The sequence below is a fragment of the Nocardioides albus genome (assembly GCF_014648255.1).
GTDB classification, from domain to species: domain Bacteria; phylum Actinomycetota; class Actinomycetes; order Propionibacteriales; family Nocardioidaceae; genus Nocardioides; species Nocardioides albus.
The window spans coordinates 158,531-180,883 of record NZ_BMQT01000010.1 but is presented as its reverse complement, the minus strand read 5'-3'; the positions used below and the strand labels follow the sequence as shown (position 1 = coordinate 180,883).

Annotated in this window: 23 protein-coding genes; 11 read left to right on the top strand and 12 right to left on the bottom strand. The window is 68.5% G+C overall.

The genetic code is table 11. The features are described from left to right. Positions 1-233: 233 nt before the first annotated feature. Positions 234-494: a 30S ribosomal protein S20 gene (gene rpsT, locus IEY84_RS21055; protein ID WP_183548474.1), complete on the bottom strand. Its 261-nt coding sequence runs from the start codon at positions 492-494 to the stop codon at positions 234-236. A gap of 309 nt (positions 495-803) precedes the next feature. On the opposite strand from rpsT, the gene IEY84_RS21050 reads away from it, so the two are divergent. Then, positions 804-2,657, top strand: a complete 1,854-nt coding sequence (locus tag IEY84_RS21050) for an AMP-dependent synthetase/ligase (protein WP_183548472.1) — start codon at positions 804-806, stop codon at positions 2,655-2,657. On the opposite strand, the gene IEY84_RS21045 is transcribed toward IEY84_RS21050, so the two are convergent. The 7 genes from IEY84_RS21045 to IEY84_RS21015 all read right to left on the bottom strand — a co-directional run bounded on the left by IEY84_RS21045 (position 2,645) and on the right by IEY84_RS21015 (position 9,279). Next, positions 2,645-3,589, bottom strand: coding sequence for a phosphotransferase family protein (locus tag IEY84_RS21045; RefSeq protein WP_229788896.1), 945 nt, complete (start codon positions 3,587-3,589; stop codon positions 2,645-2,647). The genes IEY84_RS21050 and IEY84_RS21045 overlap by 13 nt on opposite strands. Before the next feature lie 49 nt (positions 3,590-3,638). Further along, positions 3,639-4,652 carry a WD40 repeat domain-containing protein gene (locus IEY84_RS21040; RefSeq protein WP_183548470.1) on the bottom strand — a complete coding sequence of 338 codons (1,014 nt, stop codon included), beginning with the start codon at positions 4,650-4,652 and terminating at the stop codon, positions 3,639-3,641. Between the two features lie 94 nt (positions 4,653-4,746). Further along, positions 4,747-5,817, bottom strand: coding sequence for an Rv0964c family protein (locus tag IEY84_RS21035; protein ID WP_183548468.1), 1,071 nt, complete (start codon positions 5,815-5,817; stop codon positions 4,747-4,749). Beyond that, a complete protein-coding gene (locus IEY84_RS21030; RefSeq protein WP_183548466.1) occupies positions 5,817-6,314 on the bottom strand; it encodes a DUF4919 domain-containing protein in 498 nt (165 codons plus the stop codon). The genes IEY84_RS21035 and IEY84_RS21030 overlap by 1 nt, the downstream gene beginning before the upstream one ends. Continuing rightward, positions 6,311-7,360 (bottom strand): Rv0964c family protein, encoded by a 1,050-nt coding sequence (locus IEY84_RS21025; protein WP_183548464.1) that lies wholly within the window; start codon positions 7,358-7,360, stop codon positions 6,311-6,313. Before IEY84_RS21025 ends, IEY84_RS21030 begins: the two co-directional genes overlap by 4 nt. After that, the gene (locus IEY84_RS21020; protein WP_183548462.1) at positions 7,360-7,671 is read right to left on the bottom strand and encodes a hypothetical protein; all 312 of its coding nucleotides are present in this window, start codon (positions 7,669-7,671) and stop codon (positions 7,360-7,362) included. Before IEY84_RS21020 ends, IEY84_RS21025 begins: the two co-directional genes overlap by 1 nt. Positions 7,672-7,719: 48 nt before the next feature. Beyond that, a complete protein-coding gene (locus IEY84_RS21015; RefSeq protein ID WP_183548460.1) occupies positions 7,720-9,279 on the bottom strand; it encodes an alkaline phosphatase D family protein in 1,560 nt (519 codons plus the stop codon). A 189-nt stretch (positions 9,280-9,468) separates the two neighbouring features. Here IEY84_RS21015 and IEY84_RS21010 point away from each other — a divergent pair, with 189 nt between their 5' ends. After that, complete coding sequence (locus tag IEY84_RS21010; RefSeq protein ID WP_183548458.1) at positions 9,469-9,912, top strand: hypothetical protein; 444 nt, start codon at positions 9,469-9,471, stop codon at positions 9,910-9,912. Here the strand turns inward: IEY84_RS21010 and IEY84_RS21005 are convergent. After that, entirely contained in the window at positions 9,885-11,159 is a 1,275-nt protein-coding gene (locus tag IEY84_RS21005) for an RNA polymerase sigma factor (protein WP_183548456.1), read from the bottom strand. The two genes, IEY84_RS21010 and IEY84_RS21005, sit on opposite strands and share 28 nt — an antisense overlap. Before the next feature lie 38 nt (positions 11,160-11,197). On the opposite strand from IEY84_RS21005, the gene IEY84_RS21000 reads away from it, so the two are divergent. From IEY84_RS21000 to IEY84_RS20970, 7 genes are all read left to right on the top strand, one after another. Then, positions 11,198-11,566 carry a YciI family protein gene (locus tag IEY84_RS21000; protein WP_183548454.1) on the top strand — a complete coding sequence of 123 codons (369 nt, stop codon included), beginning with the start codon at positions 11,198-11,200 and terminating at the stop codon, positions 11,564-11,566. A gap of 32 nt (positions 11,567-11,598) precedes the next feature. Beyond that, positions 11,599-12,546, top strand: coding sequence for a glycoside hydrolase family 25 domain-containing protein (locus IEY84_RS20995; RefSeq protein WP_183548452.1), 948 nt, complete (start codon positions 11,599-11,601; stop codon positions 12,544-12,546). 61 nt (positions 12,547-12,607) lie between these two features. Beyond that, the gene (gene lepA / locus IEY84_RS20990; RefSeq protein ID WP_183548450.1) at positions 12,608-14,488 is read left to right on the top strand and encodes a translation elongation factor 4; all 1,881 of its coding nucleotides are present in this window, start codon (positions 12,608-12,610) and stop codon (positions 14,486-14,488) included. A gap of 8 nt (positions 14,489-14,496) precedes the next feature. Then, complete coding sequence (locus tag IEY84_RS20985) at positions 14,497-14,997, top strand: GNAT family N-acetyltransferase (protein WP_183548448.1); 501 nt, start codon at positions 14,497-14,499, stop codon at positions 14,995-14,997. Between the two features lie 411 nt (positions 14,998-15,408). Beyond that, complete coding sequence (locus tag IEY84_RS20980; RefSeq protein WP_183548446.1) at positions 15,409-16,707, top strand: HNH endonuclease; 1,299 nt, start codon at positions 15,409-15,411, stop codon at positions 16,705-16,707. 80 nt (positions 16,708-16,787) lie between these two features. Continuing rightward, on the top strand, positions 16,788-17,255 hold the full coding sequence (locus IEY84_RS20975; RefSeq protein ID WP_183548444.1) for a pyridoxamine 5'-phosphate oxidase family protein: 468 nt from the start codon (positions 16,788-16,790) through the stop codon (positions 17,253-17,255). Between the two features lie 31 nt (positions 17,256-17,286). Further along, positions 17,287-17,739: an NUDIX hydrolase gene (locus IEY84_RS20970; RefSeq protein ID WP_183548442.1), complete on the top strand. Its 453-nt coding sequence runs from the start codon at positions 17,287-17,289 to the stop codon at positions 17,737-17,739. Here IEY84_RS20970 and IEY84_RS20965 read toward each other — a convergent pair. Further along, entirely contained in the window at positions 17,724-18,248 is a 525-nt protein-coding gene (locus tag IEY84_RS20965; RefSeq protein WP_229788894.1) for a cupin domain-containing protein, read from the bottom strand. The genes IEY84_RS20970 and IEY84_RS20965 overlap by 16 nt on opposite strands. 56 nt (positions 18,249-18,304) lie before the next feature. Here IEY84_RS20965 and IEY84_RS20960 point away from each other — a divergent pair, with 56 nt between their 5' ends. Continuing rightward, entirely contained in the window at positions 18,305-19,198 is an 894-nt protein-coding gene (locus IEY84_RS20960) for an aminoglycoside phosphotransferase family protein (RefSeq protein WP_183548440.1), read from the top strand. A gap of 6 nt (positions 19,199-19,204) precedes the next feature. Here IEY84_RS20960 and IEY84_RS20955 read toward each other — a convergent pair whose 3' ends face one another. Both IEY84_RS20955 and IEY84_RS20950 read right to left on the bottom strand, forming a co-directional pair. Then, positions 19,205-20,080: a hypothetical protein gene (locus IEY84_RS20955; RefSeq protein ID WP_183548438.1), complete on the bottom strand. Its 876-nt coding sequence runs from the start codon at positions 20,078-20,080 to the stop codon at positions 19,205-19,207. Continuing rightward, positions 20,077-20,568 carry a SigE family RNA polymerase sigma factor gene (locus IEY84_RS20950; protein ID WP_183548436.1) on the bottom strand — a complete coding sequence of 164 codons (492 nt, stop codon included), beginning with the start codon at positions 20,566-20,568 and terminating at the stop codon, positions 20,077-20,079. The genes IEY84_RS20955 and IEY84_RS20950 overlap by 4 nt, the downstream gene beginning before the upstream one ends. Positions 20,569-20,721: 153 nt before the next feature. Here IEY84_RS20950 and IEY84_RS20945 point away from each other — a divergent pair, with 153 nt between their 5' ends. Beyond that, positions 20,722-22,269, top strand: coding sequence for a family 10 glycosylhydrolase (locus IEY84_RS20945; RefSeq protein WP_183548434.1), 1,548 nt, complete (start codon positions 20,722-20,724; stop codon positions 22,267-22,269). The last annotated feature ends 84 nt before the right edge of the window (positions 22,270-22,353 follow it).

Sequence of the window (22,353 nt, the reverse complement as noted above, 5' to 3'; positions counted from 1 at the left end):
CCACGCCGAGACGTCACCCAGGTCGGCCGAAGCGTCACGTAGGTCGGCCGAGACGTCAGGTAGGTCGGCCGAGACGTCAGCACAGTGCCCACTCGGCCGACGCGCGTGACGTCTCGGTCGACGCGCGTGACGTGTCGGTCGACGCGCGTGACGTGTCGGTCGACGCGCGTGACGTCTCGGCGGGAATGCGAAAGCCCCCGCCACAGAGGACGGGGGCTTCGGTGTGGGCTACCTCAGAGGGAGGCGGCCTTCTTGGCGATCGCCGACTTGCGGTTGGCGGCCTGGTTCTTGTGGATGACGCCCTTGGAGACAGCCTTGTCGAGCTTGCGGGTGGCAACCTTGGCGTTCTCGACCGCAGCGTCCTTGTCGCCGGCCTCGGCGGCGGCAGCGAACTTGCGGATGACGGTCTTGAGCTCGCTCTTGACGGCCTTGTTGCGCTCGTGCGCCTTCTCGTTCTGCTTGTTGCGCTTGATCTGCGACTTGATGTTCGCCATGGGTGAATAATCTCCAGTGCTTCGACGTGTGGTGGTGCGAGCTCTCAATCCGGCCCCTCGGGGAAATGAGAGGGGAGAGGCCTACGCGAACACGCTTGCGTCAAGATTACAGACTCCCGTCCCGCGGCCTCAAATCGCCGTACCCGGAGTAGCTACTCCGGGGTAGGCTGTGGTGATCTCGGTCACGAGATTTCCGGGCGGGACCCCTGTTGCGACGCGCCTCGAGCGTCTAGGGTCCCCCGCGCGGCGGGTCTCGTGCAAACCGTCCATCGCTCACCCCCCACGCTCATACTGCAGGCCAGGAGAATCATGCCGACCCAGTCCGCGACCGATCTCGCATTTCTCGACGAGATGCCGGCGAACTTCGCCCTCCACTTCCTCAACCGAGTCAAGGCCACCCCGAACGCGGAAGCCTTCCGCTATCCCGTCGTCGGCTCGACGACGGAGGCAGGTGGCGAGGAGTGGAAGTCACTGACCTGGAAGGAGGCCAGCGACCTGGCCGGCCGGCTCGCCGCGGGTCTGGTCTCGCTCGGTCTCGAGCTCGAGCAGCGGGTCGGGATCGCCTCGACCACTCGCTACGAGTGGATCATCGCCGACCTGGCGGTGATGCTCGCCGGCGGCGCCACGACGACCGTCTACCCGACGACCAACGTCGAGGACACCGCCTACATCCTCGGTGACGCCGAGTGCCGCTTCGTCTTCGCCGAGGACGACGGTCAGCTCGCCAAGATCGCTGAGAGGGCGGCCGAGCTGCCCGAGATCGTCAAGGTCATCACCTTCGACGGGGCGACCGACGGAGACCGGGTCATCGGCCTGGACGACCTGGCGGCGCTCGGCGACAAGCACCTCGCCGACCACCCGGGCCTCATCGACGAGATCGCTGCCAAGATCACCGCGGACCACCTGGCCACGCTGGTCTACACCTCCGGCACGACCGGAAAGCCGAAGGGCGTGCGCCTGCTCCACCGCGCCTGGGTCTACGAGGGCGAGGCCGTCCGGGTCGCAGACGTGCTCGGCCCCGATGACCTGCAGTTCCTGTGGCTGCCGATGTCGCACGTCTTCGGCAAGGTGCTGCTCTCGATCCAGATCGCCTGCGGCTTCCCGACCGCGATCGATGGTCGGATGGACAAGATCGTCGACAACCTTGGCATCGTGAAGCCGACCTTCATGGGCGCGGCCCCGCGTATCTTCGAGAAGGTCCACTCCAAGATCACGATGATGGTCGAGAGCGACGGTGGCGTGAAGAAGAAGCTCTTCGACGCCGCCTTCGCCAACGGCATCGCCCGCGACCGGCTGCTCCGCGAGGGCAAGTCCGTGCCGACCGGGATGGCTCTCAAGCACGCTGTGCTCGACAAGCTGGTCCTGAGCAAGGTCCGTGACCGGTTCGGTGGCCGCGTACGGTTCTTCATCTCCGGATCCGCTCCGCTCAACCGCGACATCGCCGAGTGGTTCCGGGCCGCGGGCATCCTGATCATGGAGGGCTACGGCTCGACCGAGAACGCTGCAGGGGCAGCCGTCGGCACCCTGAAGGAGAACAAGCTCGGCACCGTCGGCAAGGCGTTCCCCGGCAGCGAGGTGAAGATCGGCGACAACGACGAGCTGCTCATCCGCGGCCCGCACATCATGCCCGGCTACCACAACCTGCCCGAGGAGACCGCCAAGGCGCTAGACGCCGACGGCTGGTACCACACCGGTGACAAGGCCTCGATCGACGAGGATGGCTACATCACGATCACCGGCCGGATCAAGGAGCTGTTCAAGACCTCGGGCGGGAAGTACGTCGCCCCGCCGGCGATCGAGTCGAAGTTCGCCGCGCTCTGCCCCTACTCCAGCCAGTTCCTGGTCTTCGGTGCGAACCGCAACTTCGTCACCGCGCTGATCACCCTCGACCCCGAGTCGATCACCGCCTGGGGAGCCTCCCACGGGCTGGAGGGGAAGTCGTACGAGGAGATCGTCACCTCGCCGCAGGTGCGTGAGCTGATCGGTGGCTACGTCGACGAGCTCAACGCCGGGCTCAACCGCTGGGAGACCATCAAGAAGTGGGAGATCCTGGAGCACGACCTGACTGTCGAGAGCGGTGAGCTGACCCCGTCGCTGAAGGTGAAGCGGAAGGTCGTGGAGGAGAAGGAGCAGGCGCGCATCGACGCCTTCTACGCCGGCTGATCCCAGCCTCGGCGTTCCGTCAGCCAGTCCAGACACACCTCGCCCTGCCACCGCTGCATCCTGCGGAGGTGGGGCGAGGTCGTCTTCACCGGCTGGTCGGCGGCGGCCAGGAAGTAGCCCGCGAAGAGGGCCAGGACCGAGTCGATGGCCTCCGGCTCGGCCTTCGACAGCAACGGGTGGGTGGCCAGGAACGCCTCGGCGTCGAGACCGTCGCCACGCGGCCCGACCAGCAGCAGGAGCGAGTCGATCCAGTCGGCGCCGATGACCGGCCAGGTCCAATCGACCAGCAGCACCCCACCGTCGGGACGGATGAGGACGGTGTCGTCGCGTACGTCCAGGTGGACCAGCGTCTCGCCGGCGGTGTGCTCCGCAAAGCCGGCGGCGAGCTCGGCCGCCCGGTCGGAGTGTGGGTAACCGGCCACCCGATCCCACAGTGCGGGGTGGGAGGCGTGCTCCTCGGCGAAGGTCGGCCAGCCGATGCCCGGAGCAGGGGTGAGCGTGGCCGCCGCCTCGACCAGCGCCTGCGAGACGAGCTCGAGATCCGAGGTCGTCCAGGGCCGCGACGGCAGTCGGGCCTCGACGTGCTCGAAGGCCAGCACCACCCACTCGTCGTCGTCGAACCACCTCAGCTTCGGCGCGGGGACCCAGCCGGCGAGCTTCTTCAGCTTCGCCGCCTCCTCCCGGTGGAGAGCCGCCGAGTCACGCTGCGCCTTGGCGGAGGCCGCCTTCACGAAGTGCTGAGAGCCGTCCTGACAGGTCAGCACCGAGGCGAATCCCGGCGTGAACCCGGCCCCGTGCGACTCCGCCGAGACCACCGGTCCACCGCCGAGCCGCTTCTCGATCGCGGACCTCAGGAACGGAGGCAAGTGGGACCACTCCAGGCGGCGGGCGGTCTGCCCGTGCGGGATGTTCGTCGGGATAGCCGAGATCACGCGTACATCTTGGCCGGGAGTGTCCGAGTCCGCCAGATGCGGCAAGCCCTCACGACGTCTCAGGCAGGGTGAACCTGGTGCCGGGCTTGTCGCCGGAGAGGTCCCAGGCGGTGATCCCGGTGTCTCCGGTCGCGGCGTAGAGCCTCGCGCCGTCGGGGCTGAAGGCGGTCGTCACCGGCTCCTCGAGGGTCTGCCCGGAGTCGGCGAGCCCGGTCAGCGTACGTCGCTGGCCGTCGCCGCCGGCGGCCTTCGGGTTCCACACGGCCGCGGCGTCGTCCGCGGCGAAGCCCACCGAGCTGCCGGCGAAGGAGAACCCGATCGCGTCGGTGCCGGGAAGGGACTCGGCGACCTGGAGATCTTCGACGCTCCAGATGGTCGGCGCGCCACCCACGCCTGGCCCCGCCAACCAACGACCGTCCGGGCTCCACGCGGGGATGCCCTCGGCCCCAGCCAACTGACCGGTCGACTTGCCGCTGTCCGTGTCGAGGACCTCGACGCCGTCGGTGCTGGTCACGGCCAGCTGCGTACCGTCCGGGCTGAAGGCGAGGGCACCGGCGCCCTCGATCTCGGTGTCGACGACCTCCTCGCCGTCGATGGTCCAGACCATGAGTGCGTCCTCGGTGCCGGTGCCTGCGACGAGCTTCCCGTCAGGACTGATCGCGGCGTCTTTGATCCAGCTCATGTCGGTGACGCCGTCCTCGTAGGGCAACCCGGTGAGGCTGCGCACGCGCTTGCCGCTGTCCAGGTCGACGAGCGCGATGTCGCCGCACCCGCCGCCGGTGGCGACCAGCGACCAGTCAGAGGCGAGAGTGATCGGGTTGCCGTCGTAGGCGACCTCGTACGTCCCGTCCGCGGTCTCCCACCGGCACAGCCCCTGCCAGCAGCCGGCCGCGACCGCGTCGCCGGCCGGGCTCACGCTCAAGCTGTCGGGAAACACCGCTCCGGGTGCGACAGCGACCGGGCGGAGCATCGCGGAGGACGAGCAGGACGTCTCCTCGCCGGCGGCACAACCGGTGAGGAGCGCGGCAAGCAGGATGCCGGAGAGGGGCAGTACGGGTCTCATTCAGGGCCTTCCGCGACCGGTTGGGTGGGCGACGAGCTGGGTGGCGTCGAAATGGTAGACGCCCCTGTCGGTCAATTCGTGGCGGCGTACGGCTTCACTTCGACTCCTCCACGAGGCGGTTGAACTCGTCCTCGGAGAGGTTGTTCAGGTAGTCGCGGCCGGACTTGCGGGCATCGACCTCGACCGGCTGGTTGTAGTACTCGTCGAAGGTGTCGCCCTTGCCGGTGCTCTTGTAGTCGTCGAAGTTCTCCTCCCACTCCTCGGTCTGCTGCTCGGTGATGCCGTCTTCCTTGTGCTCGTCGAACGGGTCGTCCTCCCACCAGAACTGCCAGTCGTTCTCGTCGCGGATCGCCTCGTGCTGGCGACCGTGCCGGACCTCGTGGGCGACGGTGTTGATCAGGATGCCGGGGTCGTTGAGCATGTTGGGGTTGAGCGCCATCTTGCCGTCATCGTCGCTCCAGTAGCCGTAGGTGATGCTGCCGTCGTCCCAGGTGTCGTTGGCGAGGTCGTCCCAGTCGATGTCGGGCACGTCGACGCCGCTCTCCTCGGCGATCTTCCTGGTCATCTCCTCCAGCACGGCCTTGCGCTCCTCGGTGCTGAGCGTCTCCCACTTCTCCGCGATCGCCGGATCGATGTTGCCGTACTCGTCGCCGTCCTCGTTGATGCCGGTCGGCAGCGCGCGGGTGAGAAGGGCGTCGACGCCTGCTGCTTTGGCGAGGGCGGCGGTGATGTCGTCGGCGATCTCTTGGGCGGTGTGGTTGCGGCTGTTGCCCCATTCTTCGGCTTCGAAGCGGTTGGTGAAGGTGGGGGGTGTGGCGGTGCTGGTGACGGTGCCGTCGTTGCTGACGTCGAATTCGTGGGTCTTGGCGCGGTCGAGGATGCCTTGGACGAGGCGTTCGATGGCTTCGACCTCGGTCTCGGCGTTGTAGAGCGCTTTCTGCATCTGTTGTTTGCCGGTGATGTGGGTGGTGAGGTTGGTGACGAGGGTGTCGCGTTGGGCGCGGGCGGCGTCGGCGGCGACGCCGGTCCAGGACTTGGCTACGCCGCCGGCTTCGAGTTCGTCGCGGCTGGTCTCGAGGTTGCGGAGGTCTGCTTTGAGTCCGTCGCCGGCGTCGCCGAGGGGTGCGGCTTTCCAGGTCTTGACCTGGCCGAAGCTGATCGGCATCAGACCAGCGTGGTCGCGTCGAAGTGGACGAGCGTCCCGTCAGTGCAGGTGTGGCGGTCGATCCGTCGCCCGTCGGCCTCGAGGAGGTCCTGCCGCCCGGGCACCTTGTCGAGGGCCCGGAGCAGGTCGTACTCGTCGTTGACCCGCAGCACCGTCCAGGGGTGCTCCGCGGAGCCGTCACCGGTCGCCCGGATGCTACGCAGGGCGGCGCTGGCGACCTGCCGCTCGCGGGCGGCGGAGCGCTCCTCGCCGGAGCGCTCCAGAGCGGCCGCCAGGCGCAGGTGGGCAGAGGGGCTGAAGATCGCCCCGGGCATGAGCGCCCGCAGCGCGGTCGCGGCCTCGGCGTAGGCGCCCTCGGCGAGCAGCTTGTCGATCGAGCCCAGGTCGAGATCGATGGTGAAGTTGGCGGAGTTGCGGACCGCGCGGCGAAGCGGAGCCAGGGTCTCCGGACCGGGGTCGTCGAGGTAGGCGGTGACCAGGTCGGCGTACGTCGTCATTTCGACTCCTTCAGGAGACGGTCGAGCTCTTCGGGTGTCACGTTGTCAAGGTATTCGCGGCCGGTCTTCCGGGCGTCGACCTCGACCGGTTGGTTGTAGTAGGCGTCGTAGTCGGGGGAGGAGGGCTTGTAGTTCTCGAAGTTCTCCTCCCAGTCGTTGGTCTGCTCCTCGGTGATGCCGTCTTCGCGGTGCTCGTCGAAGGGGTCGTCCTCCCACCAGAACTGCCAGTCGTTCTCGTCGCGGATCGCCTCGTGCTGGCGCGCGTGCCGCATCTCGTGGGCCACGGTGTGCAGGAGGTCGGGGTCGTCGAGCCGGTCGGGGTTGAGGCGTACGGCCTTCTCGCCCTCGCTCCACGATCCGTTTCCGCTCATCGTGTCGTCCCAGATGATGTCCTCGACCTCGAGGCCGTACTCCTCGGCGAGCTCCTCGATCTTCTGGTCGATGATCGCCTTGCGCTCGGCGTCGGTGAGCTGTGCCCACCGCTCGGCGACCTCGGGAGAGGCCATTCCACGCTCTCTGCGAGTGTCGTCGAGGCCGTCGTCGATCCCGGCAGGGATGGCGTCGGTGAGGAGGGCGTCGACACCGGCGGCTTTGGCGAGTGCGGCGGTGACGTCGTCGGCGATCTCTTGGGCGGTGTGGTTGCGGCTGTTGCCCCATTCTTCGGCTTCGAAGCGGTTGGTGAAGGTGGGGGGTGTGGAGGTGTCGGTGACGGTGCCGTCGTCGCTGACTTTGAAGTCGTGGGTCTTGGCGCGGTCGAGGATGCCTTGGACGAGGCGTTCGATGGCTTCGACCTCGGTCTCGGCGTTGTAGAGCGCTTTCTGCATCTGTTGTTTGCCGGTGATGTGGGTGGTGAGGTTGGTGACGAGGGTGTCGCGTTGGGTGCGGGCTGCGTCGGCGGCGAGGCCTGTCCAGGATTTGGGTACGCCGCCTGCTTCGAGTTCGTCGCGGCTGGTCTCGAGGTTGCGGAGGTCGGCTTTGAGTCCGTCGCCGGCGTCGCCGAGGGGTGCGGCTTTCCAGGTCTTGACCTGGCCGAAGCTGATCGGCATCAGTTGCCGCCCAGGGCGCCGCCGGCGGCGGCCCCTGCGGCCGCTGCCGCGGCGTCGGCGGTCTGGTATTGGTTGAGCGCGTTCTGCATCTCCGTGGCGAGCTTCTGGGAGCTGTCGGCGGCGGCCTTGGTCTCGTTGGTCCAGCTGGTGCCGAGCTCGGACATGTAGTTGACCGACTCCGCCCCGGGCACCGCGCCCTGCGCCTTGCTCAGATGGCCGGCGGAGTCGGCCTTGCGTACGCTGCTCTCGGCTTCTGTGGCGACCGTGATGGCTGCCTTCATGTCCTTGGGGACGACATGGATCTCGCTCATGGTCTGGCTGGTCCTCCTGGGCCCGAACGGGAGATGGCCAGACGGACCCTAGCGGAGACTCGGGTCCAGCGTCTTGGTAAAAAGAGCGCCGCCGTCGATGTCGCGCAGCGTGACGGTCAGCTGCTGCGTACGTCCGTCGATCTCGACCTCGCCGAAGAACTGGAATCCGTCGGCCGGTGAGGCGTTGGCGACCGGGGGCGCCGCGACGAACTCGGCGGCCGGGCCGAAGGTGGCGTCCAGCTTGTTCGGACCGAAGGCGCCGGCGTTGAGCGGACCGGAGACGAACTCCCAGAACGGGTCGAAGTCCTGGTAGGCGGCGCGGCTGGGGTCGTAGGAGTGCGCGGCCGTGTAGTGGACATCGGCGGTCAGCCAGACGTGGTTGCGGATGCCGAGGCGCTTGAGCCCGGTGAGCACCTTCGCGATGTCGAGCTCACGCCCGAGCGGGGCGCCGGCGTCGCCCTGGGAGATGCCCTCCTGCAGGGTGCCGTCGGGGACGACCAGGCCGATCGGCAGGTCGGCGGCGATGACCTTCCAGGTGGCCCGGGAGGCGGCCAGCTCGCGCAGGAGCCACCTCGTCTGGCGCTCGCCGAGGACGCCGCCGTCGGCGCTCGTCTCGCCGTTGGTCGTGTTGGTGTCCTTGTGGGTGCGCATGTCGAGGACGAAGAGGTCCATCAGCGGACCGTAGGAGAGCTTGCGGTAGATCCGCCCGTCGGGGTCGGGGGAGGCGGTGCCGACCGGGATGTACTCGTGGAAGGCCTGCTTGGCGCGGGCCGCGAGGACGTCGACGCGACGCTCGGCGTAGCGGCCGTCGTCGGGCAGGATCTCGCCGGGATACCAGTTGTTGGTGACCTCGTGGTCGTCCCACTGCGCCACGATCGGCGTCTGGGCGAGGAAGGCGCGCCAGTTGTCGGCGAGCATGTTGTAGGCGTACTGACCACGGAACTCGGCCAGCGTCTCGGCGACCTTGTGCTTCTCCTCGGTGAGGATGTTGTTCCAGACCCCTCCGTCGGGAAGAGGCACGGTCGAGGTGAGCGGGCCGTCGGCGTAGACGTTGTCGCCGGAGCTCAGGAAGAAGTCGGCCTCGCGCGCTGCCATCGCGGGCGCGATCCGGAAGCCACCGAAGTCGGGGTTGGCGCCCCAGCCCTGGCCGGCGATGTCGCCGGACCACAGGAAGCGGATGTCCTGGCGAGTGCTCGGTGCCGTACGCAGTCGCCCCAGCTCCCAGGCGCTGCCGCGTCGCGGGTCGTCGGGGGCGACGGCGCGGACCCGGTAGAAGTAGTCGCGTCCGGGCTCGAGGCCGTGGACCTTCAGCTCTCCGGTGAAGTCGCTCCTCGCGGTCACCACCGGTCCGTTGACCGGGCGGGCTCGACGGAAGGACTCGTCGGCCGAGATCTCCGCGACGAGGCGCGACGTCTTGTCGGCGCGACTCCACAAGACGCCGCCCCGGGCGCCGACGTCGCCCGACTGGACGCCGTGGGTGAGAGACGGGCGGTTGCCCCGTACGAATGCGGGGGCGGCCGGGACTGCTGCTGCGGTCGTGGGGACGACGAGTCCGGCACCGGCGGCGGCACCGAGGCCGAGGACGGAGCGGCGGTTGAGTCGGGTCATGCGCACAACCTGCCGATGCCGCCCGAACGACCGGTGAGTTCCGGGGGTCGTGTCGGTGAACAGGTACGTGGTGGGGGTCCGCAGCGGGCGAAAGAAACATTTCTTTCCCGCGGATGTCGAGATCGCCGGAAGGGCTCCGAGAGAAGGGGTGAAGGCCGGAGACGCCGGCCGCGCAAGAGGAGCGACACCATGAACGACGAGTACGCCATGCCCGCGCTGCCCGCACCGAGCCCCGGCATCCGCGCCCTGGACCGGCTCATCGGCACCTGGAAGGTGACCGGCGGCGCGGAGGGCGAGGTCACCTACCGCTGGATGGAAGGCGGCTACTTCCTGCTCCAGGACGTCCGTCTCGAGCAGTTCGGGCAGGTCACGACGGGGATCGAGGTGATCGGCAACCTGCGTCCGTTCGGTGAGGAGCCGAGCGCCGACGTGCACTCGCGCTACTACGACAACACCGGCGCCACCCTCGACTACGTCTACGAGCTCGACGGCGACACCCTGACGATCTGGGGTGGGGAGAAGGGCTCACCGGTGAAGTTCGTCGGCACCTTCGACAAGACCGGCGACGTCATGACCGGCGAGTGGGACTACGCCGGCCAGGGCGGCTACGAGTCGACGATGACCCGAGTCTGATCAGCGCGGGCTTGATCAGCGCGGGCCTGATCCGCGCGCCGCAGCAGGTAGTCGCGTTCGGCCTCGTTGGCGGTCAGGTCCGCAGCCGCCCGGAACTGGGCGGCTGCGGCCGGATCGTGCCGCTGGTCCAGCAGGTGCGCCCGCACCGCCAGGACCCGCTGCGCGGTCAGCGGATCGCCGGCGAGGCCGTGCTCGGCGTCGAGCTCGTCCAGCAGCCGCAGACCGACCGCGGGCCCGAACGCGTGGGCCGCGGCGACCACCCTGCCCAGACGGACCGGGGCGGTGGGCAGCGTACGTTCCAGCAGCAGGTAGAGGCCGAGGATCTCGCGCCAGTCGGTGTTGGCCGCGGACTCCGCGCGGGCGTGCACCGCCGCGATCGCGGCCTGGAGCCGGAACGGACCGGGACCATCCGGACGCCACACCTCAGCGAGCACAGCCAGCCCTTCGTCGACCAGCGCGCGATCCCACTGCGTACGGTCCTGCTCGGCCAGCGGCACCAGGCCGAGCTCTGCGGAGGTGCGTGCGGGCCGGCGCGCCTCGGTGAGCAGCATCAGTGCCAACAGGCCGGCGGCCTCGGGCTCGCCGGGAGCGATCCGGACGAGCATCCGGGTGAGCCGGATGGACTCGCGCGCCAGGTCGACCCGGCCCAGGTCGGCGCCGGCGGTGGCGGTGTAGCCCTCGTTGAAGGCCAGGTAGAGCACGTCGAGCACGGCGCCGATCCGCTCTGCCAGCTCGGCCCCCTCAGGCGGTGCGAAGCGGGCGCCGGCCTTGCGCAGCGTCTGCTTCGCTCGGCTGATCCGGGTGCCCATCGTGGTCTCCGGGACCCCGTACGCGTGGGCGATCTCGGCCGTCGTCAGCCCACCCACTGCGCGCAGCGTGAGCGCGACCTGCCCGGTCCGTGACAGCGCCGGATGGCAGCACAGCAGCAACAGTGTGAGGCTGTCGTCGGTCGCTGCCGCCGGGCCGGCCGGTGCGACCGCGTCGGTGACCCCGACCTGGAGCTCGCGGCGGTGGGCGGCCTGCTCGGAGCGGAGCAGGTCGACCATGCGGCGGTAGCCGATCCGGGTCAGCCAGGAGCGCGGGTTCTCCGGTACGCCGTCCCGTGCCCACTGGACGCTGGCGTCCAGCAGCGCCTCCTGGACGGCGTCCTCAGCGGTCTCGAACCGTCCGAAACGGCGCACCAGAGCGCTCAGGACGTACGGCGCCTCGATTCGGAGGAGATCCTCGAGCGCCGCTGGTCCGGTCATGTCGATAGAGACTAGTTTCGAGGGACTAGTTTCGGGGCATGAAATACCTGTTGCTGGGATACACCCCTGCCGATGCGTGGGAAGCCTCCGACACGGCCTCGGACGAAGCCCTTGCGGCGTTCGCGGAGTATCAGCGGTTCGAGGAGGAGCTGGTCGCCAACGGTGAGCTGGTCAGCACCGAAGGGCTGGGGCATCCGGCGGTCTCGGTCACGGTGCGCCCAGGCGCGAACGGGCCGGTCGCCACCGACGGGCCGTTCGCGGAGCTGAAGGAGGTGCTGGCCAGCTTCGCGGTCATCGACGTGGCCAGCCAGGAGCGCGCGATCGACATCGTCTCGCGGATCGTCGCGGTCCTCGGCGAGCCGATCGAGATCCGGCCGGTGATGGGAGACGATTTCACCCAGGTGTGACCTGCTGGGGTCGGGTGGCAGTATCTGCGGTGATGTGGCCGAGAACGAACGCCTTCCCCGCTGTGCTGCTGCTCCTGCTGACGCCGGTGCTCTTCGGCTGCGCCGGCGAGCCGGAAGCCGGGCCGGGAACGGCGTCGCCTTCGGTGCGGGCCGAGGCGGAGCCCGGGGTGGGTTCCGAGGCGGAGGTCCCGACCAGCCTCGCGCCGCCGGTGCAGGAGTCTGTCGAGGTGCCGTCGCTGCCACCGGCGAACGATCGCGGCATCGTCGAGGGCGGGGACGTGAGCTGGCCGCAGTGCCCCAAGGGGATGGGCATCAAGGAGCGTCGGACGCTGGGGTTGCCGATGCCGCTGGAGACGGCGGAGTACGTGATCATCGGGCTCACCAACGGCCCAGCGTTCCACCCCAACCCGTGCCTGGCCTCGCAGGTCGAGTGGGCGAAGAAGAACAAGCTGATGACCTCGGCGTACGCGGTCACCTCGTTCCCCGACGAGGCCACGACGCGCAGGTACGGAGGCGAGGGCCCTGGCGACCCGGAGACGAGGATCGGCCGGCTGACCAACGTCGGCTACCAGCAGGCGCTGTGGAACCTCGAGACGATGAAGCGTGCCGGGCTCGAGTCGCCCGCGATCTGGATCGATGTCGAGCCGGTCGCCGTATGGGAGTGGTCCGACGACGTCGCCGCGAACCAGGCGGTGGTCACGGGCGCGGTCGCCGGCTACCGGGATGCCGGGAAGCGGGTGGGGGTCTACTCGATCGAGGGGCTGTGGACGCCGATCGTCGGTGACCTGCAGCTGCAGCTCCCCGAATGGCGTCCGGCGGGCGAGAGCTCGCGGTCCGCAGCCCTGGAGCGCTGCGGTGGCGACTGGATGTTCCAGGGCGGCGCTGCGGTGATGGTGCAGTGGCTCGAGAACAACCGCGACCGCAACGTGACCTGCCCCGGGGAGTCGGTTCAGCTGCCGCTTTGGTTCCATCAGTACTGAGCGTGGGACAATCGAAAGAAGACGTACGTCCCCCTCAAGAGACACAGAGCGAAAGCAGCCCGTGCCCACGAACTCCGCGCCGAAGCCTGGGTCCACCGACCCGGCGATCATCCGCAACTTCTGCATCATCGCCCACATCGACCACGGCAAGTCGACGCTGGCCGACCGGATGCTGCAGCTGACGGGCGTCGTCGGCGAACGTGAGGCCAAGGCGCAATACCTCGACCGCATGGACATCGAGCGCGAGCGGGGCATCACGATCAAGTCCCAAGCGGTCCGCATGCCGTGGACGGTGACGGAGGACAACGAGGCCGGCACCGAGCCGGGCACGTACATCCTCAACATGATCGACACCCCCGGACACGTCGACTTCACCTACGAGGTCTCGCGATCGCTCCAGGCATGCGAAGCGGCGATCCTGTTGGTCGACGCCGCGCAGGGCATCGAGGCGCAGACGCTGGCCAATCTCTACCTCGCCATGGGTGCCGACCTGCACATCATCCCGGTGCTCAACAAGATCGACCTGCCGTCGGCCAACGTCGAGAAGTACGCCGTGGAGCTGGCCAACCTCGTCGGCTGCGACGTCTCGGACGTCCTGCTCACCTCCGCCAAGACCGGTCTCGGCGTCGAGAACCTGCTCAACGAGATCGTGCGGCAGGTGCCGGCGCCCGTCGGCGACCCGGACGCCCCGGCGCGGGCGCTGATCTTCGACTCGGTCTACGACACCTACCGCGGCGTGGTCACCTACGTCCGGGTCTTCGACGGCAAGCTGACCCACCGCGACAAGATCAAGATGATGTCGACCAACGCGGTCCACGAGATGCTCGAGCTCGGTGTGATCAGCCCGGAGCCGATCAAGGCCGATCACATCGGCGTCGGCGAGACCGGCTACCTGATCACCGGTGTGAAGGACGTACGCCAGTCGCGCGTGGGTGACACCGTCACCGGCAACAACCGTCCGGCCAAGGAGATGCTCGGCGGCTACTCCCACCCCAACCCGATGGTATTCGCGGGGCTCTACCCGATCGACGGCGACCAGTACCCGGTGCTGCGCGAGGCGCTCGACAAGCTGCAGCTCAACGACGCGGCCCTGACGTACGAGCCGGAGACCTCCGGCGCGCTCGGCTTCGGCTTCCGCGTCGGGTTCCTCGGCCTGCTGCACATGGAGATCACCCGCGACCGTCTCGAGCGCGAGTTCAACCTCGACCTCATCTCGACGGCTCCCAACGTGGTCTACGACGTGATCATGGAGGACGGCTCCGAGTACATCGTCACCAACCCGTCGGAGTTCCCCGAGGGCAAGATCCGCGAGGTCCGCGAGCCGGTCGTCAAGGCCACGATCCTCTCGCCGTCCGACTACATCGGCACGATCATGGAGCTGTGCCAGAAGAAGCGCGGCACTCTCGGCGGCATGGACTACCTCTCCGAGGACCGCGTCGAGATGCGCTACGTCCTCCCGATGGGCGAGATCGCCTTCGACTTCTTCGACCAGCTCAAGTCCTCGACCAAGGGGTACGCCTCGCTGAACTACGAGTTCAGCGGCGACCAGGCCGCCGACCTGGTCAAGGTCGACATCCTGCTCCAGGGCGAGCCCGTCGACGCGTTCTCCGCGATCGTCCACCGTGAGGCCGCCTACGGCTACGGCGTGATGATGGCCGGCAAGCTCAAGGAGCTCATCCCGCGGCAGCAGTTCGAGGTGCCCATCCAGGCCGCCATCGGCGCCCGCGTGATCGCCCGCGAGACCATCCGCGCCATCCGCAAGGACGTCCTCGCCAAGTGCTACGGCGGTGACATCTCCCGGAAGCGCAAGCTGCTCGAGAAGCAGAAGGAAGGCAAGAAGCGGATGAAGATGGTCGGCCGTGTCGAGGTTCCCCAGGAAGCCTTCGTCGCCGCGCTCTCCACCACCCAGCCCTCCACCGACAAGTCCGCCGGGAAGAAGTGACCCGAGCGATGGTCGAGATCCGGCCGGTCTCCGGAGAGGCCGAATGGGAGACCATCGCCTGGTTGTGGCAGGACTTCCGTCACGACCTCGCGCCGATCGTGAACGGCTTCCCGCTCGCGGACGGCCGCTACCGGCACGAATGGCTCGACGAGTATCCCGCCGACGACCGTTGCGGCTATCTGGTCTGGGCGCCTCACCCGAACGACGGGACGCCTGCGCCGGTCGGGTTCGCGCTGGTTCGGGGCCTGGGGTTCGTCGAGCGCGTCATGCAGGCCTTCTTCGTCGTTCCTGCTGCGCGTCGTGGTGGGCTCGGTCAGACTCTCGCGCTCGACGTCATCGGGCGGCACGCTGGGCCGTGGGCAATTCCCTTCCAGCACGACAACGTTCGCGCGATGGCGTTCTGGCGGCGGGTTGCATCTCGGGCTTGGGGTGAACAATGGGCCGAGACCGTTGAGCCTGTTGCTGGGCGGGCTGATGTGCCTCCGGATCATTGGATCCGGAGTCTTTGAGTCTCCAAACCTCGCTTCCGCTGGTCGAGCCGCCTCTCCCCGCTGGTCGAGCCGCCTCTCCCCGCTGGTCGAGCCGCCGGAGCCGCTAGGCGGAGGCGTGTCGAGACCAACACGGTCGGTTCGGGAAACCTTGCCAATGTGACCGTTTCTTCGTTTCTGGGTTCGCCGCCGACCCTTGATTGATTGTTTCTCGATCAGCCACCGCCTCAAGGACGCCCTTCGGGCGCCGGCTTCGCCGGCCGCTCCGCGGTCCTTGACCCGGCACCTGATCGAGAAAAGATTTCGCCAGTATCGGGGCGGCGGCGAGGGTGTGGCGCGGAGATCACGCCACATGTTCGCGGACCGCGTAATCCGGCGATGACCAGCATAAACAGGTAGCGGCGACGTGCCGTTTCGCATATAATTGGGGGTATGAACGAGACCGTCGACCAACTCCTCACCGGACCGCCCCTGGGCGCGTCCGAGAGTGAGCTGGTCGACTGGATCACTCGGCTCGAAGAGGTCAAGTGCGTCGCTGAGGCCGTGCAGGCAGAAGCGGCGGTACGCCTCGAGGACGCTGTCCGCACCCGGCAGGCTGAGGCTGGGGTTCCTGCCCGCAAGCTCGGCGAAGGGGTCGCCTCCCAGGTCGCGTTGGCGCGACGGATCTCACCCGCCAAAGGTGCAAGCGCGTTGGGGCTGGCGAAGGTGTTGGTGGCGGAGATGCCACACACCTTCGCATTGATGAAGATCGGGTTGTTCTCACAGTGGCAGGCCACCATCCTCGCCCGCGAGACCGCCTGCCTGTCGGTCGAGGACCGCCGCGTCATCGACTACCAACTCTGCGCTCTCGACCCCGACGGCGAACCGCCGGCGGTCGTGTCGATGGGGGTCAAGCAGCTCGAGAACGCCGCGAAGAAGCTCGGCATCACCCTCGACCAGGATTCCGTCGTGGCTCGTGCTGCGAGCGCGGAGAAGGACCGTCGGGTCAGTGTCCGGCCGGCACCGGACACGATGACCTGGCTCGGTGCTTTGTTGCCGGTTAAGGACGGTGTCGCTGTCTACGCAGCATTGGATCAGGCCGCCAAAGCCGCCCAAGCGGCCGGCGATGAACGAACCCGGGGCCAGGTCATGGCCGACACGCTGGTCGACAGGGTCACCGGACGCGCGGGCGCCGAAGGTGTGAAGCCTCGGATCGAGGTCAAGATTGTGATGACCGCAGACTCCCTCACCAACGAGAGTGATCAGCCCGCGATGGTCGAGGGCTACGGTCCCGTCCCCGCAGGCTGGGCGCGTGAGGCACTCAACGACGCCGAGGTGTTCGTGCGGAGGTTGTTCACCGACCATGCTGGCCAGTTGGTCGCGATGGAGTCCCGCTCACGCAAAGCACCCGACGGGCTGGCGGAGTTCATCGCCACCCGCGACGGCGGGATCTGTCGCACCAACGGCTGCGACGCCCCGATCCGCAACATCGACCACGTCGAACGCCACGCAGACGGCGGCACCACCAGCGCCGAGAATCTGCAGGGCTTGTGCGAGCGATGCAATCAAGCCAAGGAAGCCCTCGGCTGGCAAGCCAGACCCGGACCGGACGGCAGCATCATCACCATCACACCCACCGGGCACACCTACACCAGCCCACCACCGGAGGCCTGGCAACCGGAGCCACCGCCGCTGTCCACAGCAGAGTTCGTGCTGCGCAACGTGCTGCTCGACCAGACCCTTGCAGCCTGACCACATCGTCCCTGCTCCAGGCGACGTTTGCGCAAGAACGGTCGGGTCGGCCGGGGCCGGGTGGTGGTGGAGTGACATCCATGCGTACAGAACAGGTTCGATTCCCGAAGGAGTACGGCAGCCCGAGCGAGCTGCTGGCGTGGGCAGACGTACGTCAGATGCTGGTCGAGGCGAAGCAGTTCTGGTTCGCGTTCGAGCGGCCGGGACGGAGTCCGCATGTGACGCCGCTGGACGGCATCTGGTTCGAGGACAAGCTGGTCTACGGCGGCAGTCCAGAGACGTTGCACATGCGGCTCGCGACCGCGCGTCCGAAGGTGACGGTGAACCTGCCGGATCCGTGGAAGCTGGTCGTCGTCGAGGGGGAGGTGTGTACGACCTCGTTCACCCCTGCTGCGGCGGAGGAGATCGCGGCGCTGCTGAACGCGAAGTATCCCGAGTACGGCGAGGACGTCTTCAAGCCGGCCACGGAGTCACCGGCGGTGCATCCGCGCCGGATCCGGGCGTGGACTTCGTTCCCGAAGGACGCGACTGCGTTCGTCTTCGACTGACTTCGGGCCTGTCCGCGTTAGTCTCGCAGGGATGCACTTCACCGAGTACGACACCCGCGTGGCGGCGTACGCCGTCATCGTCGACGACGATGGGCGGATCCTGCTGAGCTGGTTCAGGGGCAACCACCGCAACGAACCGGGCTGGACGCTCCCGGGCGGCGGCGTGGACTACGGCGAGCAGATGCCGGACGCGGTGGCGCGCGAGGTGAAGGAGGAGACCGGGTACGACGTCGAGGTCGGGGCTCCGCTGACGACCAACGTCTACGTCGTGCCGTTCGAGCCGGGCCGTCGACCCTACCAGTCCACCCGGGTGGTCTTCTCGGCGCGGGTCGTCGGGGGCGAGCTGGGCACGCTGGAGGTCGACGGGACCACCGCGTTCGCGGAGTGGATCGGGGTGGACGACCCCGCGATCGGGGCCGACACCACCAGCCCCATCGTCAGGATGGGGCTGGAGGCGCTGAAGATCGCTCAGTCGACCCAGTAGTTGTCGTGGAGCTTGTAGAACTCGGCCATGTCGTCCGGGCCGAGCTCGGTGCCCTCGGCCAGCTCACGCAGCCCCTCGAAGTAGCCCTCCCGCGGTGCGCCCGGGGTGAAGTGGAGCAGCATCGAGGCGGGCTCGTCGGTCGTGTTGCGGAAGCCGTGCAGACCGCCGACCGGCACGTGCACGAAGTCGCCGGCACCGGCCGGGATCCACTCCTCGCCGTTGAAGATCCGCACCGTTCCGGTCAGCATGTAGAACGACTCGGCCACCGCACGGTGGAAGTGAGGCCCCGGGCCGGTCTCGCCGGGGCCGAAGTGCCAGCGGTAGAGGCCGTAGTCGCCGGCGGTCGTCGCTCCGGTCGCCAGATAGTCGACCTTCACCCCGTTGGGGTAGGTCAGGTCCGGCGGGGTGGTGTCGGGGCGGTAGAACGCCGAGACCTCACCGGCCTCGCCGTCGTAGCGCTCGGGCGGGTAGGGAACACCCTTGGTCCCCATCGACTCTGGAAGTGACATGAGTCGAAATCTGCCCGATCCGCCCCGGGTTGGGAAGCGGATTTAAGGTTGCCGCCGTGACCCTCGTCCCGGACTCCTTCCTGGCTCTCGCGGCCAACGGGCCGTCGTGGGCGGCCTGGCTCGACGACCTCCCGAGTCTGCTGCGCGACCTGGTCGAGGAGTGGTCGCTGACCGTCGACGGCCGCTCCACCCACGGTAGGTGCGCCGTCGTGGTCCCGGTGCGCACCGCCGACGGCGAAGCCGCCGTGCTGAAGGTCGGCTGGCCGCACTGGGAGGCCGAGCACGAGGCGCTGGCGCTGCAGGTGTGGGGCGGTCGGGGTGCCGTACGTCTGCTGCGGGCCGACCCGAAGCGCTTCGCGCTGCTGCTCGAACGGCTGCACCCCGAGGATCTCTCGGAGATGTGGGACGTCCAGGCGTGCGAGATCGTCGGCGGGTTCTACCGTCGCCTGCATGTTCCGGCTCCGCCGCAGCTGCGTACGTTGTCACAGCAGGCCGAGCGCTGGGCGAGCGAGCTGGGCGAGAAGGAGCGGCGGCTTCCGGTGCCGCCCCGGATGGTCGAGCAGGCCCGGTCGATCGCGCGCGACTTCGCCCGCGACGAGGAGACCGACGGCACCCTGATCCACACGGACCTGCACTTCGACAACGTCCTCCGAGGGGACCGCGACGAGTGGCTCGTGATCGACCCGAAGCCCCTCTCCGGCGACCCGCACTACGAGCTCGCGCCGATGCTGTGGAACCGCTTCGACGAGTACGCCGGCCGGATCCGTGATGGTGTGCGGGACCGGTTCTTCGCCCTCGTCGATGCCGCCGAGCTCGACGAGGATCGCGCCCGCGCGTGGGCGATCCTGCGGCTGATCGTCAACGTCAAGGGCGAGCTCGAGGACAATCCCGCGCCCGACAAAAGCTGGATCACCGCGATGATCTCGGTCGCCAAGGCGGTCCAGGACTGAGGGTTCTCAGTCGACCGGCCACGCCTTTGGCGGCACCGGCTTGCTGCCACCGACCCGCTTCCCGTCGGCGTCGTAGGCCGCGAAGCCGGTGGCGGTGTCGTCGTCCAGCTCCGGCAGGCCGTCCGTGCTCAACCACGCGACGGCGATCCCGCCGTTGAGAGTGCCGTCGACGTAACCGTCGCCGATGACGAACTTCACCGAGGTGACCCCGGGCGGCGCGGGCAGCATGAAGTTGACCGTGTTGGTGTCCCAGCCGCTGCTGAACTGTTCCCACGGCACCGTGTTGGGGAAAGGTCTGATACGGCTTGCCGTGCCCGCGGCGTCCTCTGCCTTCGGCTGGCTGGAGTCGGTCGTGAATGCCTCGCAGTGCACCAGATAGTCGTCGGTCAGGAACATCGCGCGCAGGACGTTGTGACGCTCGGGCCCGACATCGGCGCGCCGCTCGGCGAAGATCGGGTAGAGACGCGCGGGATCGATCGTGTCCGGCAACGGCGGACTTTCGGGCCGGCCACCTGGGATCATGCGCCACCCGTTGGCCTCTTCGTAGGCGTCTTGATTGGCGCTGCGCAGGCAACTGCGTTCGAGCGTCGCCAGCTCCTTGTCGGAGACGTTCGTGGGTTCGCCGCTCCAGGTGAGCACCTGCTCCGGAGCGGACGGAGAGGTGCTCTGGTCCGCGGGCGCGAGATCGGTCGCCACCGGGCTGCGCCCGAGACCGGCCAGGACGACCCCGGTCACGACGAGGCACATACCGGCGGCAGCGGCGGTCAGCAGCGACGTACGCCGCCGGCGGAGCCGGTTGCCGCGCGTCCGGATCTCGGCGAGCGACCGGTCGAGGGTGAGGTCGCTACTGGTGCGCAGGGCGTCTTCGAGGTCGAGGCTCATGAGCAGGCTCCTTCGGTGGCGAGATCGGCTCGCAGCGTGGCGAGCGCGTGGTGCAGATGGGCCGAGACGGTGCCTGGCGAGATCTCGAGCACGGCCGACGTGGTCGCAGTGTCGAGGTCGAGGATGTAGCGCAGCGCCACGACCTCGCGCTGCCGCTTCGGCAGGCGACGCACGGCGGCGATGAGGTCGCGCCGCCCGTCGAGGTCGAGATGCTCGCTGCGTACGTCCTCGGGTGGACCGGTCTCCCGGCGGCGCTTGCGCCACCAGGAGATGTCGGCGTTGATCGCGGTGCGCACGACCCAGGCCGCCGGCGACCGGGCGTTGCGGACCGTCCGCCACTGTGCCCAGGCGCGGGCGAAGGCTTCGGACACCGCGTCCTCGGCACGCCCCGGGTCGACCCCGCTCGCGACGGTCGCCCGCAGGCAGCGGTCCTTGTGGGACGCGTAGAACGCGCCGAACTCTTCGAAGCTCACAGCCTGTTGACGCATCAGCACCCGGATCCCTTTAGTCGCTGTCGAGAGATTCTCCTCGGATACCGAGCCGGGCGACCGGGTTGGCCGAATCAGGTCCGCCGACCGCGCCCAGGCCCTACGCTCGATCAGCCGGCGACGGCGCCGGCCGCGGGGGCGACGGAGGTCATGATGAGACGTTTCCTGTTCGCAGTGGTGAGTGCCGTGGTCCTGATCGGGGCGATGATGGCCCCTGCGTCACCCGGGGCGGCCGCAGAGAAGGACCCGCCCGAGCAGTGGCGGAGCCTGTGGGTCGACGGCTTCAACCGGGGCGTCTACACCCCGGCGCAGGTCGACGAGCTGGTTCAGGTCGCCGAGGACATGCACGTCAACGCGCTGATCGTGCAGACCGCGCGGCGTTGGGATTGCTTCTGCAACGACGCGCTCTACCCACGTACGGATGCGGCCATCGACCCCGCTCCCTACGACCCGTTGCAGGAGATCATCACCGAGGCGCACGCGGCCGGGATAGAGGTCCACGCCTGGGTCAACGTCAACACGATGTGGAACTCCGCGACCGCGCCGCGCTCGCCCGAGCACGCGTTCAACCAGCACGGCCCCACCGCGACCGGTGACGAGCGATGGCTGAACAAGAAGTACGACGGCACCGAACGCGTGGGTGCGAACTCCTACGCCGACCCGGGGCACCCCGGCGTGGTCGACTACATCGTCGCAGGCGTGCAGTCGATCGTGCAGAACTACGACGTCGACGGGATCAACCTCGACTACGTCCGCTACCCCGACGGTTCCTCCACGACCACCCACAGCGACTGGGGCTACAACGACGTCGCGGTCGCCCGTTTCCAGGCGGCCACGGGGCGTACGGACGTTCCCGCGCCTGCGGACGCCCAGTGGAGCCAGTGGCGACGTGACCAGGTCACCGGCCTGGTTCGCAAGATCTACCTCGGGCTCTGGTCGGTGGACCCGAGCGCCCGGCTCTCGATGGACGCGATCACCTACGGCAACGGACCCCAGGCCGTGGGTGGCTGGACGAAGACCCGCACGTACGCCGAGGTCCTCCAGGACTGGAAGGGCTGGCTGGCCGAGGGGATCATGGACACCGCGGTGACCATGAACTACAAGCGCGACTGGATGCCGGCGCAGGCGACGATGTATGACGAGTGGTCGGAGTTCCTCGCCGACAACCAGGGTGAGCGGCAGGCGGTCAACGGCCCGGCGCTCTACCTGAACTCCGTGGCCGACTCGGTGGCGCAGGCATGGCAGGCGGTCACTCCGAGCGCCGCGGGCAACCAGGGGGCCGGCTGGAGCGGGTACGCCTACGCCAACCCGACCCGCGAGGCCCTGGCGGACCCGTCGAAGCGGCCTGCCGAGCTGGCTGCGCTGACGGCCGCGCTCGCCGGACCCGGTGGGCCCTTCGAGACCCCCGCGGCGGTGCCGGACATGCCGTGGAAGTCGGCTCCGACCGACGGGCACGTGACCGGCGTGGCCCGGCTCGCCGACGGCACGGTGCTCGACCAGACCGCCGTCAGGTTGCGACCCCTCGATCACGCGGGACCGTCACTGTCCGCCAGGGCCGACGGCTCGGGCTGGTTCGGCTTCGTGCATGTGCCGCCCGGGCTCTATCAGGTCCGCATCGAGGTGCCCGAGGGCGCCGACCAGCGTCCCGTCGATGTCGTACGTGTCGAGGCTGGAGGGATCGCAGCGGCTTCGTTCTCCTGAGTCGGACACAGCGCATAACCTTACTCCCCAATAACTGTTTGACGGTCGTGGGACGGCCGCGCCATACTTACCCCCAAATAACTC

What these genes read in the sequence shown, in the direction of transcription:
- IEY84_RS20965 (WP_229788894.1), bottom strand. Translation starts at nt 18,248, where the DNA reads ATGTCACTTCCAGAGTCGATGGGGACCAAGGGTGTTCCCTACCCGCCC.
- IEY84_RS21015 (WP_183548460.1), bottom strand. Translation starts at nt 9,279, where the DNA reads ATGACCCGACTCAACCGCCGCTCCGTCCTCGGCCTCGGTGCCGCCGCC.
- IEY84_RS20955 (WP_183548438.1), bottom strand. Translation starts at nt 20,080, where the DNA reads ATGAGCCTCGACCTCGAAGACGCCCTGCGCACCAGTAGCGACCTCACC.
- IEY84_RS21005 (WP_183548456.1), bottom strand. Translation starts at nt 11,159, where the DNA reads ATGACCGGACCAGCGGCGCTCGAGGATCTCCTCCGAATCGAGGCGCCG.
- IEY84_RS21025 (WP_183548464.1), bottom strand. Translation starts at nt 7,360, where the DNA reads ATGCCGATCAGCTTCGGCCAGGTCAAGACCTGGAAAGCCGCACCCCTC.
- IEY84_RS20950 (WP_183548436.1), bottom strand. Translation starts at nt 20,568, where the DNA reads ATGCGTCAACAGGCTGTGAGCTTCGAAGAGTTCGGCGCGTTCTACGCG.
- IEY84_RS21030 (WP_183548466.1), bottom strand. Translation starts at nt 6,314, where the DNA reads ATGACGACGTACGCCGACCTGGTCACCGCCTACCTCGACGACCCCGGT.
- rpsT (WP_183548474.1), bottom strand. Translation starts at nt 494, where the DNA reads ATGGCGAACATCAAGTCGCAGATCAAGCGCAACAAGCAGAACGAGAAG.
- IEY84_RS21035 (WP_183548468.1), bottom strand. Translation starts at nt 5,817, where the DNA reads ATGCCGATCAGCTTCGGCCAGGTCAAGACCTGGAAAGCCGCACCCCTC.
- IEY84_RS20985 (WP_183548448.1), top strand. Translation starts at nt 14,497, where the DNA reads ATGGTCGAGATCCGGCCGGTCTCCGGAGAGGCCGAATGGGAGACCATC.
- IEY84_RS20995 (WP_183548452.1), top strand. Translation starts at nt 11,599, where the DNA reads ATGTGGCCGAGAACGAACGCCTTCCCCGCTGTGCTGCTGCTCCTGCTG.
- IEY84_RS21010 (WP_183548458.1), top strand. Translation starts at nt 9,469, where the DNA reads ATGAACGACGAGTACGCCATGCCCGCGCTGCCCGCACCGAGCCCCGGC.
- IEY84_RS21020 (WP_183548462.1), bottom strand. Translation starts at nt 7,671, where the DNA reads ATGAGCGAGATCCATGTCGTCCCCAAGGACATGAAGGCAGCCATCACG.
- IEY84_RS20945 (WP_183548434.1), top strand. Translation starts at nt 20,722, where the DNA reads ATGAGACGTTTCCTGTTCGCAGTGGTGAGTGCCGTGGTCCTGATCGGG.
- IEY84_RS21000 (WP_183548454.1), top strand. Translation starts at nt 11,198, where the DNA reads ATGAAATACCTGTTGCTGGGATACACCCCTGCCGATGCGTGGGAAGCC.
- IEY84_RS21050 (WP_183548472.1), top strand. Translation starts at nt 804, where the DNA reads ATGCCGACCCAGTCCGCGACCGATCTCGCATTTCTCGACGAGATGCCG.
- IEY84_RS20975 (WP_183548444.1), top strand. Translation starts at nt 16,788, where the DNA reads ATGCGTACAGAACAGGTTCGATTCCCGAAGGAGTACGGCAGCCCGAGC.
- IEY84_RS20980 (WP_183548446.1), top strand. Translation starts at nt 15,409, where the DNA reads ATGAACGAGACCGTCGACCAACTCCTCACCGGACCGCCCCTGGGCGCG.
- IEY84_RS21040 (WP_183548470.1), bottom strand. Translation starts at nt 4,652, where the DNA reads ATGAGACCCGTACTGCCCCTCTCCGGCATCCTGCTTGCCGCGCTCCTC.
- IEY84_RS20970 (WP_183548442.1), top strand. Translation starts at nt 17,287, where the DNA reads ATGCACTTCACCGAGTACGACACCCGCGTGGCGGCGTACGCCGTCATC.